The following is a 9,190-nucleotide window of genomic DNA, read 5'->3' on the forward strand; positions in this document are numbered from 1 at the left end:
CCTGGTTTGCTCTTACCCAGGCTGAGTTGTAATACACCGGCTGGGGGTCGCCCCAGACAAACATTCGGGAAATCATGCCCTGCTTTTCCATCAGGCTGGTCAGGCTGTTTACGCCGGCATCTATCTGATGCTCCTGGATGCGGTGGGATTCGCCAGCTTCCATTGTAACCGTGCGAATGCCGGCATTGACGGCTGCTGTACGGAGCATGCCTGATGATCCGCTACTGTGTACCACCGCCATGCGATCAAAACCACGGGTGAATTCTGCAACCGTGGGGTTGTTCATGTCTGCCCGCAGCTGCGGCAGGTTCGTGCGCTTAAGTGAACCGGTGTGGATGTCCACCAGCATGTCGCAGTGCCGGATGACATTTTCAAACAGTGAATAAGCGATGCGATCGGCCAGGCTGCCAGTTTCGCTGCCAGGGAAGTGCCGGTTCAGGTCGCGTCGATCTGGCAGGTAGCGGCTACCCTGTTGAAAACCGGGCAGGTTCACGATAGGAATACCTACCACGCTGCCGCTCAGCTTTTCCGGATCCAGGTCGTACATGGTTTGCCGGATAATCTCGATGCCGTTTAACTCGTCGCCATGAATCGTGCCCGTCAGGCAAAGGTTTGGACCGGCGTTAACGCCGTTAACCACTAGCACCGGTGTGGGTTGTGCCAAACCGGCAATTTGAATGCCGGGTGACCAGGCCAGGCGGGTTGATGTGCCGGGCAAGACTTCGCTACCAAGTAACACCAGATTATTGGCTGGCTGTGGTTCTTTGCTGTCTGGTTCCGGAGTTGGCTCAGGTTCAGGCACCTTTTGCTCTTTGCTGTCCGGTTTTTTCGCCGGTTCGGGAGTGGGTGCTGGCGCAACCTCTTTCAAATCAATGTTGGGCGCGACCTTTATAGGTTTCAGAGCCGGCTTTGGCTTTTCTGCGTTTTTTTCGGGGGCTGACTCTTCGGGGCCGGAATCTACGCTGGGTGCCGGCGCCTTGTCAGTTTGCCGTCTTGGCTCTGAGCGTTCGACAACTTCAACGCTTTCGTCCTCTGCCAGCTCAGCCAGCAAAAGCTCCCGAGCGAGTGTTGCTTTCTCCTTTTCGGCAGGAGGCGCTGCCTGCACTATGGTGGGCCGCGCCAACATTAGCAGGCTCAGAGCAGCGACGGTGCTGGTTAGCGTTTGCAGTTTGGAAAACAGCATGATTCCTCTCGGGGCATTATCAAGAGCCCAAGGATAAAGGTCGATTAGCCATCATGGACATGGCAATAACAAAGATTTAATGCCATGTTCATAGTGTTGCCATAAACTTTGAGCAAATGTGGTTAAGATGAATGGTGTGATCAGCTTGCAAGGGTTAATGGTGCAAGCGAGACACTCGTTATATCTGAAGAAGGGGAAGGAACAATATGGACTTTTTGCGAATAATTATTGCGATCTTGTTACCGCCACTGGGCGTTTTTTTGCAGGTGGGTATAGGAAAGCACTTCTGGATCAACATATTGCTGACGATTCTCGGGTATATACCCGGCATTGTTCACGCCGTATACATTATCGCCAAAAAGTAAAAGCCGACAGGTGCTGTATACACCTGCCAGCCCTGGTGTTCAGGTGGCAGGGTTCTTAAATCCTTGGGGTGGCCAGCCAGATGTCACCCTCCCGGGTTGCCCGGCCATCGGCCTTCAGCTTTAGCAGGTGGGCCAGCGCCGATCTGGCTGCGACGCCATGAATGGCGGTTGGCACATCACCGTAAGCTTTGCTGGTGAGGTCTTTCAGATTTACTGGTGACAGTTTCGCCAGGGCTCTGGCCACTTTTTCTTCCCGGGTCAGGCGGTGGGTGATCAAGTAATCGATGATCGCTTCCGGGTGCCCCATCAAGAATCCGTGGGCTGGTGCTATAAAGCGGATCGACTCTGCCAGCAAATCGTACATCGACTCAATGTAGGCCTTCATATCGCCATCCGGCGGATTAATAACCACCGTTGAGCCTTGCATGATGTGATCCCCCGAAAACAACAAATCCTGATCTGTCAGCAAGAAGCAAAGATGGTTGGAGGCGTGCCCTGGGGTATGCAGTGCCTTAAGTATACCGGCGTCGGTTTTAATCAAATCACCATGGCCTGGCTGCTCGTCTGGCGCAAAGGTCTGATCTTGTGATGCGCCCTCTGGCGCCAACCGACCGTAAACCCGACATCCGGTTTTCGCCTTCAGGGCGCGGGTGCCCGGGGAGTGATCCAGGTGGGTATGGGTAACCACCACGGAATCAATTCGCCCCCTCGTGATCTCCAGGATCTGCTCAATATGCCCAGCATGGTCGGGGCCGGGGTCCAATACCGTAAATCGATCATGCCCCAGGATATAAGTGTTGGTTCCCGGGCCTGTCATCATGCCGGGGTTGGGCGCGGTCAGGCGGACTACACCGGCTGCAACCTCAACTGGCTCCCCGGGGGTAATCTCAGCCTGTGTGCTGCCTTCGCCCTCAGGATCCAGCTTGCCAGCCTCATCGTAGGCAGGTGAGCCCGGCTCCAGAATAACCGGCTTACCGCCTCGGTTGGCCGGCCATGGCCGGGTTGGGAAGGGCTCTGGAGGATTTGCCCAAGCGTAACGCATCAGGTTGTCTGCGTTGTCAAAATCCCTTAATACCCGCAGGGTTCTGATGGTGGGCAAGGTCATCAGCCGTTGGCCGGAACGGTGCTCTTCCAGCGCTTTTGCGGGGTTGATCCAAACGTGAGCGATGGTTTCGTCGCCATCATGTTTCACTGACTGGCTTTCCGGCACCTTGGTGACAAAAAAACGGGTATCAAAACGGCGGGGAGGCCCGGGGGGGGTTACCCAGTGGCTCAGGTAAGCGAGCCGGTCCAGAGGTATGGTCAGCTGGTGGCGCTGGCACAGTTCAGCGAGAGATAACTCGCCACGGAACACAGCGTCGCGATCATTGTGAGCGGCGTGGTCTGCGCCTATGGTGCGCTTAGCCGAATCCACAGCCACCAGAACCCCCGCTTCTTCGAAGCATTCTCGCACGGCGGCCAGCATGTAATCTGCGCCGCCTTCGCTCAAACTCATGGTGTGGCTGATTTCAGTGTCGGCAGGGCCGGCGGTATGGTCACGCCCGAGGCTGTCATGTTGATCGACGGCCCCGCCGGGGAACACGTCATAGCCAGGCAAAAAAACCGCCTCCCAGGTACGCTGCAAAAGCAGTATTTCAAGACCATTTGGAGAATCCCGCACCAGGGCCAGGGTGGCTGCAGGGCGAATATCCTTCCGGTTTTCAGTATTCAAGCTTTTAACCTCCGGTTACCTCTGAACCCAGCGCACAATGACGCTTAGTGAAGATAACTGATTTTTGTCACAAGATCTCGAGGTGAACGCCTCAACCCAACAGCGTATCATCCGCTTCTGCAACCAGACACTCTTTGAAAAAACTAACGTATAGAAAGACAGGTATTTTAACGTGGCCCGAATTGAACTCTCTTTCCCCGACGATGTGTTTTGCTTTGAAACCCGCATGCAGGTTCGAATAACCGATATAAACAGCGGCAACCACCTGGGTAATGATGCCCTGATTTCGATGCTCTCTGAGGCGCGTGCCCAGTTTCTTTTGAGTTACGGTGTATCCGAGGGTGCCAGCAGCGGCCAAGGTATTATCGTGACGGGGACCTGGCGACCATGTATCAGTCAGAATCGTTCTTTCCGGAAATGCTGCGCTTTGAAGTCGGGATGATGGATTTCAACAAGTACGGCGGCGATTTTGTGTTCCAGGTAACCAAGGCGGAAAGCGGCCAAACTGTCGCGCGGGCAAAATACGGGTTTGTATTTTTTGATTATCAGCAAAAGACAGTGGTCCCCATGCCGGAAAGCTTCCGGTCACGCTTTGCCTGATCCGCTGATGTCCTGTCGGAGTTGCTTCATGCCGGTTCGATAAAAGCTGTAAGCCATAATGCCGGCAAACAAATTGCCCACCAGGGCGCCACTCATCAGGCCATGAATGCCGTTGAGCTGGCTGCCCAGCCACAGCATGGGTAAAAAGCACAAAAACAGCCGCAGGGTTGAAACCAGTAATGCCCGCATGGCCAGGCCAAGGGCGTTGCAGATAGACACCATCAACATGCACACCCCCAGGCCGCTGTAGCTGAGTGGCACCCGCACCAGGTAGGCGCCAAGGAGATCCTGCACCTGCCGGTCGCTACTGAACAGATCGGAGACCAGGCCTGACCCGACCAGCCAGAGCAGGCCAATAGCCAGTTGCCAGGCCACTATAAACCGCACGGCCAGCCGCACCAGTTTACGGATCTGTTCGATGTCGCCGGCGCCGAGCATGCGGCCGATCATTGGTGGCATGGACATGGTTAATGCAAGCACCACCACAATGGAGAAAAATTCCAGGCGAGTACCCAGCCCCCAGGCTGCGACGGCAGCCGAGCCGAAGCCTGCAACCATAGCTGTTGCCAGCATGGCGGAGGCTGGCGGCATGAGTTGGCTGACCATGGCGGGCGCCATAATGCTGTTGAGTTGTTTCAGGGCGCGGCCCAGCGCCAGCTCACGAAGATCGAAACGGGCCCAGCCGCGCTTGAGTAGCTTTTGGTAGATAAACAGGCAGCCAATGCCGAATGAGGTGGTGGTAGCCAGCGCCGCGCCGGGCAATCCCCAATCAAAAACAAAAATGTAGAGCGGGTCCAGCGCAATGTTGGAAAGGCTGGTGACCACCATCATGTATCCGGGCAATTTGGTGTCGCCATGGGAGCGGCAAATGCTGTAGCCGAAATATAGCAGCGCACCAATCCAGGCAGAGAGCAGCCAGGGCAACCAATAGCTACGCACAAGCGGGAGCACGCTGTCGTCAGCCCGCAGTGCACTCATAATGAGGCTTTGCAGTAGCCACAGGCCGACGCACAGTACGAACACCAGTGTGCTGCCCACGGTAATAACCAATCCGCCCAGGCGAAAGGCCCGAAGTTCGTCACCGGTGCCCAGCGTTCGCGAAATAATGGCGGTGGTTGCAATTCCCAGGCCCACCTGCAAGCCAATAATGAGCTGTTGCATGGGCAGGGTGAAACCGAGTGCTGCCAGCGGATCACGGCCGAGTTGGCCGATAAAGGCGCTATCTACAAGCTGGAACGTCATCAGCGAGAGCACGCCAAACAGCATCGGCCATGTCATGGTGTAAAGCTGGCGGGAAAGGCTGGCGTTTCGGGAGGTATTGCTCACAGTTCGGGGGTACGCCTTGGTCTTGAATTAGGGCTGGAGTTTAACAGGTTTGTGTTCTGGATTCGGGAGATTGCCTTACGGGCTGATCCGCCCGTAAGGCTTCGGAACCGGTTACTGGTTTCCTTAGAGGACCTTCAAGGCTGCGTCGTAGTCTGGCTCGTCTTTGATCTCGTTAACGAGTTGGCTATGTATAACCTTGTTGTTTTCATCCAGGACCACAACGGCACGTGCACAGAGGCTTGCCAGCGGCCCATCCTGCATGGCTACGCCATAGTTCTGCTGGAAGCTGTGGTTGCGAAAGGTAGAGAGTGTGCTGACGTTATCCAGACCCTCAGCGCCGCAGAATCTTGCCGCTGCGAAAGGCAAGTCGGCAGACACAACGAGCACCGCTGTGTTATCCAGAGCGCTGGCTTTTTCGTTGAATTTACGGGTAGAGGCCGCGCACACGCCGGTGTCAATGCTGGGGATAATGTTCAGGATTTTGCGCTGCCCTGCCCAGTTGTCGAGGGTGACTTCTTCCAGGCCGCTGCTGGTCAGTGTAAAGGCTGGTGCGGTATCGCCGTTTTGTGGAAATTGGCCGCTCACGTCAACCGGATTGCCGTCTAAAGTGACTGTGCTCATGGTTTGCTCCTTGTTATCCATAAATGTTCAGAAACAGCTTACTCTGTCTAGTATATCTTGGACGACTTTTCATCCTGCCTGTGGTTCAAACCCCGGGGCAGGATGACGTTGCACAAATAACAGGTAGCTGGCGAGGGCGCAAGCCGCGCAGATAGCTATGATGGTGGCCATAACCAGGGAAGTGCCGTCGTGCAGGTGGCCCACGAGCATGCCGGCAGAGGCTGCGATGGCCATTTGCGCAAAGCCGAACAGTGCCGAAGCAGAACCGGCCATGCGGGGGAAGTTAGCCATGGCGCCTGCCATGGTTTGGGGCATAACCATGCCGATGCCGACCATAAACAGTGCCTGGGGCAGGATAACGGCCCATACGTTAAACACCTTAGCCAATGCCAGTGTCACCATCAGGCTACCGGCAGCCACGGAGATGGTCAATCCGCGAACGAGGATTTGATCTGGCACCAGGCGGCTGCCAAGGCGAATGGCCGAGAGATTACCGGTGACATAACCGACCACGATACCGGCGAAATACAGACCGAATTTTTCCGGTGGTACGCCGAGAAAATCAATTAGCACGAACGACGAGCCGGACAGAAACGTGAACAGGCCGGAAAATATCAGTGCGTTGGTCAGGGTGTAACCGAGAAAACTTTTGTCAGTGCCTATAACGCGATAGTTACGCAATAAGCTACAAAGCTCCAGGGGTTGGCGGTACTCCGGGCGCATGGGCTCGGGAATACCGAAGGTGACCACTACCACCATAATCAGGGCATAGCCGGTCAGCACGAGGAAAATAGAGTGCCAGCCCAGGCCAGCAACCATTAAACCACCGAGCGTGGGTGCGACGGCCGGCGCCAAAGCCATGATGCTGGCGAGAATAGCCATGATTTTTGCCGCATCGCGAGGGGTGTAGATATCCCGTATGGCGGCCCTGCCCAGTACAGGCCCTGCGGAGCCACCCAACGCCTGCAAGAAGCGACACAGAATCAGGGTTTCAATATTGCTTGCAAGCGCGCAACCAATGCTGGCAACAGCAAACACAACAAAACCACCGATCATGATTGGCTTGCGGCCAAACCGATCGGCAAGGGGGCCGCACACCAGTTGGGCGAAGGCAAAACCAACCATGTACAGGCTCAGGGTTAGCTGAACCTGGCTGGTGCCGGTGCCGAAATCATTGCCTATCTGTGGCAGGGCTGGCAGGTACATATCTGTGGCCAGCGGCCCCAGTGCAACAGCGGCGGCGAGCAGTATTGTTGTCCATATACTGGTGAGTGCGAGCATTTATTTTCCATACCTTGGGGGTCAGGTGCGATCGACTTTGGAGGGATTCTAAGGATTGTTTGGTTAAAAAATAACGGCGGTGCTGCTCATAGTATATATGAGCAAAATTGATAGGTTACTCGTTCAGGCCATTCATCGTGGCTGCAACGGCATTTACCTGGTTACGCAACCAACGGTGGGCGGAGTCGTTTTGGTTGCGGCGGTGCCATATCATCAGCAGGGTAAACGGCTTGAAAGTGAAAGGTAAGGGCACCCAGGAAAAATCTCGAAGTAAGTGTTCGCTCATGCGCTCAGGCGCCGTAACCAGCATGTCTGTACTCCGGAGGAATTCCGGTAGACCGGAGAAGTTAGAAACCGTGATAACGTTTCGGCGGGTGAGTCCGCTGGCGGAAAGACTGGCTTCAAGGGCAGGTTCTTCACCACGGGCAAACACTAAGGCGATGTGATCTGCCTCCAGATAATCGGGTACGCTTTCTGGTGCCTTGCGTTGGCCAGAATCGTAGAAAACCACCATGCGATCCGCCATCAGGCCCCGTTGCATCACATCGGTGGCTTCTGGCGCGTGGGGGGAAATAACCAAGTCACATACATTTTTACGCAGCATGTCGGCGGTGGGAATGCCCGATGGAATCACCTGTAATAGCACGCCAGGGGCTTGTTGTCGCAAGCGCTGCATGAGCGGCGGTAACAGAAGATCTCGCTCATAATCGTTGGCGGCGACGGTGAAGGTGAGTTCCGTGGTTTCCGGCACGAAGGGCGGGCCAGATGCCAATGAGTGCATGTCGTCCAGGATTTGGCGTATGTGTGGCCCGGCCTGAAGGGCGTAACGGGTGGGCGCAATGCCCCGCCCGGATTTCACGAACAGTGGGTCACCCAGAGCATTGCGCAAACGCTCAAGCGTGTGACTGACCGCCGACTGGCTGACCCCGAGCTTGATGGCGGCGCGTGAAACGCTGCCTTCATCGAGCACGGTTATGAAGGTGTGGAGTGCGCGAATATCAAGATTGAATGTATCAATAAGGTTCATGGATAGCAGTGTAATCGAGAATGGGAGTTCCCGGAACCGGTGTTATTTTGCGGTGCTTGCCTGGACTGTGGCAAACCGTTATTTTCTGTTGGCGTTGAGGTACAAAAAGGCCACTGCCCATCGTTGGTGCTGATTGGTATGATTGCCGGCCACTGACCAAATAATCACAACAGGAATCGCATGCTCAGCTTCCTACCTGCTCCCGTTATCGGCGTACTCAGCTCTGTTTTACTTGGCGTAAACACACTTTTCTGGTGCCTGTTGCTTTATATTCCGGCACTACTGAAACTAATTATTCCCCTCAAGAGCTTTAGGGTGCTGTGTACCCGGTTGATTATCTGGATCTCGGAATCCTGGGTGGCCTGTAATACAGGCTGGATGAAGCTTACCCATGGCACTCAATGGCATATTAATGGCGCCGAAAACCTCCGCCGGGAAAGTTGGTATCTGGTTCTTAGTAACCATCAGAGCTGGGTGGATATTTTTGCCATGCAACGGGTATTTAACCGCCGGGCTCCGTTCCTTAAATTCTTTCTGAAGCAGCAACTTATTTGGGTGCCGATCATTGGGCTTGCCTGGTGGGGGTTGGACTTCCCTTTTATGAAGCGTTACACGCGGGAGTACCTGGTTAAGCATCCCGAGAAGCGTGGGGAGGATTTAAAAGCGACCCGCAGAGCCTGCGATAAATTTCGCTTCACGCCAGTGAGCGTGATGAATTTTGTTGAAGGCACCCGTTTTACCCAGGCCAAGCACGATAAACAGAAGTCCCGTTATACTCACCTTCTGACGCCGAAAGCGGGCGGCGCTGCGTTTGTGCTGGATACGATGGGCGATGCGATACAGACACTTGTCGACGTCACCATTGCTTATCCCGGCGGCGCGCCTTCGTTCTGGGATTTTCTCTGCGGCCGGGTAAGTGAAGTGAAAATGGAAGTTCACACTGTCACGATTCCCGAGCACTTAAAAGGGCGGGATTACTCAACGGACGCAGAGCACAGGCGCAATGTCAAAACCTGGCTGGCAGAGCAGTGGCAAGCCAAAGACCAGCGCATAGAGCGTATGCTCCAGCAGTAGTC

Annotated in this window: 9 protein-coding genes and 1 pseudogene; 3 read left to right on the forward strand and 7 right to left on the reverse strand. The window is 55.1% G+C overall.

The window, feature by feature from the left end:
• Positions 1-1,183, reverse strand: a 1,183-nt coding sequence (locus ACTHYN_RS15755) for a succinylglutamate desuccinylase (protein WP_441813356.1), incomplete at its 3' end; no start/stop codon positions are given.
• Positions 1,184-1,389: 206 nt separating this feature from the next.
• Between ACTHYN_RS15755 and ACTHYN_RS15760 the strand changes: the two genes are divergently transcribed.
• Positions 1,390-1,548 (forward strand): YqaE/Pmp3 family membrane protein, encoded by a 159-nt coding sequence (locus ACTHYN_RS15760; RefSeq protein ID WP_100638698.1) that lies wholly within the window; start codon positions 1,390-1,392, stop codon positions 1,546-1,548.
• A 55-nt stretch (positions 1,549-1,603) separates the two neighbouring features.
• Here ACTHYN_RS15760 and ACTHYN_RS15765 read toward each other — a convergent pair whose 3' ends face one another.
• Entirely contained in the window at positions 1,604-3,259 is a 1,656-nt protein-coding gene (locus ACTHYN_RS15765) for an MBL fold metallo-hydrolase (RefSeq protein ID WP_441813357.1), read from the reverse strand.
• A 91-nt stretch (positions 3,260-3,350) separates the two neighbouring features.
• Positions 3,351-3,617 carry a hypothetical protein gene (locus ACTHYN_RS15770; protein ID WP_441813363.1) on the reverse strand — a complete coding sequence of 89 codons (267 nt, stop codon included), beginning with the start codon at positions 3,615-3,617 and terminating at the stop codon, positions 3,351-3,353.
• On the opposite strand from ACTHYN_RS15770, the pseudogene ACTHYN_RS15775 reads away from it, so the two are divergent.
• Positions 3,543-3,859, forward strand: a pseudogene (locus tag ACTHYN_RS15775) (thioesterase family protein). The gene ACTHYN_RS15770 and the pseudogene ACTHYN_RS15775 sit on opposite strands and share 75 nt — an antisense overlap.
• Here ACTHYN_RS15775 and ACTHYN_RS15780 read toward each other — a convergent pair.
• The 4 genes from ACTHYN_RS15780 to ACTHYN_RS15795 form a co-directional block, all read right to left on the reverse strand.
• Positions 3,845-5,137 carry an MATE family efflux transporter gene (locus ACTHYN_RS15780; RefSeq protein ID WP_441813362.1) on the reverse strand — a complete coding sequence of 431 codons (1,293 nt, stop codon included), beginning with the start codon at positions 5,135-5,137 and terminating at the stop codon, positions 3,845-3,847. The pseudogene ACTHYN_RS15775 and the gene ACTHYN_RS15780 sit on opposite strands and share 15 nt — an antisense overlap.
• A 171-nt stretch (positions 5,138-5,308) precedes the next feature.
• Positions 5,309-5,806, reverse strand: a complete 498-nt coding sequence (tpx, locus tag ACTHYN_RS15785; RefSeq protein WP_441813358.1) for a thiol peroxidase — start codon at positions 5,804-5,806, stop codon at positions 5,309-5,311.
• A 69-nt stretch (positions 5,807-5,875) separates the two neighbouring features.
• On the reverse strand, positions 5,876-7,087 hold the full coding sequence (locus ACTHYN_RS15790; RefSeq protein WP_441813359.1) for a Bcr/CflA family multidrug efflux MFS transporter: 1,212 nt from the start codon (positions 7,085-7,087) through the stop codon (positions 5,876-5,878).
• Between the two features lie 115 nt (positions 7,088-7,202).
• Positions 7,203-8,114, reverse strand: a complete 912-nt coding sequence (locus ACTHYN_RS15795) for a LysR family transcriptional regulator (protein ID WP_441813360.1) — start codon at positions 8,112-8,114, stop codon at positions 7,203-7,205.
• A 180-nt stretch (positions 8,115-8,294) separates the two neighbouring features.
• Between ACTHYN_RS15795 and ACTHYN_RS15800 the strand changes: the two genes are divergently transcribed.
• Positions 8,295-9,188: an acyltransferase gene (locus ACTHYN_RS15800; RefSeq protein ID WP_441813361.1), complete on the forward strand. Its 894-nt coding sequence runs from the start codon at positions 8,295-8,297 to the stop codon at positions 9,186-9,188.
• Positions 9,189-9,190 lie beyond the last annotated feature (2 nt).

Source organism: Marinobacter sp., from assembly GCF_052091845.1.
GTDB lineage: Bacteria > Pseudomonadota > Gammaproteobacteria > Pseudomonadales > Oleiphilaceae > Marinobacter.

Coding starts and splice junctions, on each gene's coding strand:
- ACTHYN_RS15790 (WP_441813359.1), bottom strand. CDS start 7,087: ATGCTCGCACTCACCAGTATATGGACAACAATACTGCTCGCCGCCGCT.
- ACTHYN_RS15800 (WP_441813361.1), top strand. CDS start 8,295: ATGCTCAGCTTCCTACCTGCTCCCGTTATCGGCGTACTCAGCTCTGTT.
- ACTHYN_RS15760 (WP_100638698.1), top strand. CDS start 1,390: ATGGACTTTTTGCGAATAATTATTGCGATCTTGTTACCGCCACTGGGC.
- tpx (WP_441813358.1), bottom strand. CDS start 5,806: ATGAGCACAGTCACTTTAGACGGCAATCCGGTTGACGTGAGCGGCCAA.
- ACTHYN_RS15780 (WP_441813362.1), bottom strand. CDS start 5,137: ATGACATGGCCGATGCTGTTTGGCGTGCTCTCGCTGATGACGTTCCAG.
- ACTHYN_RS15795 (WP_441813360.1), bottom strand. CDS start 8,114: ATGAACCTTATTGATACATTCAATCTTGATATTCGCGCACTCCACACC.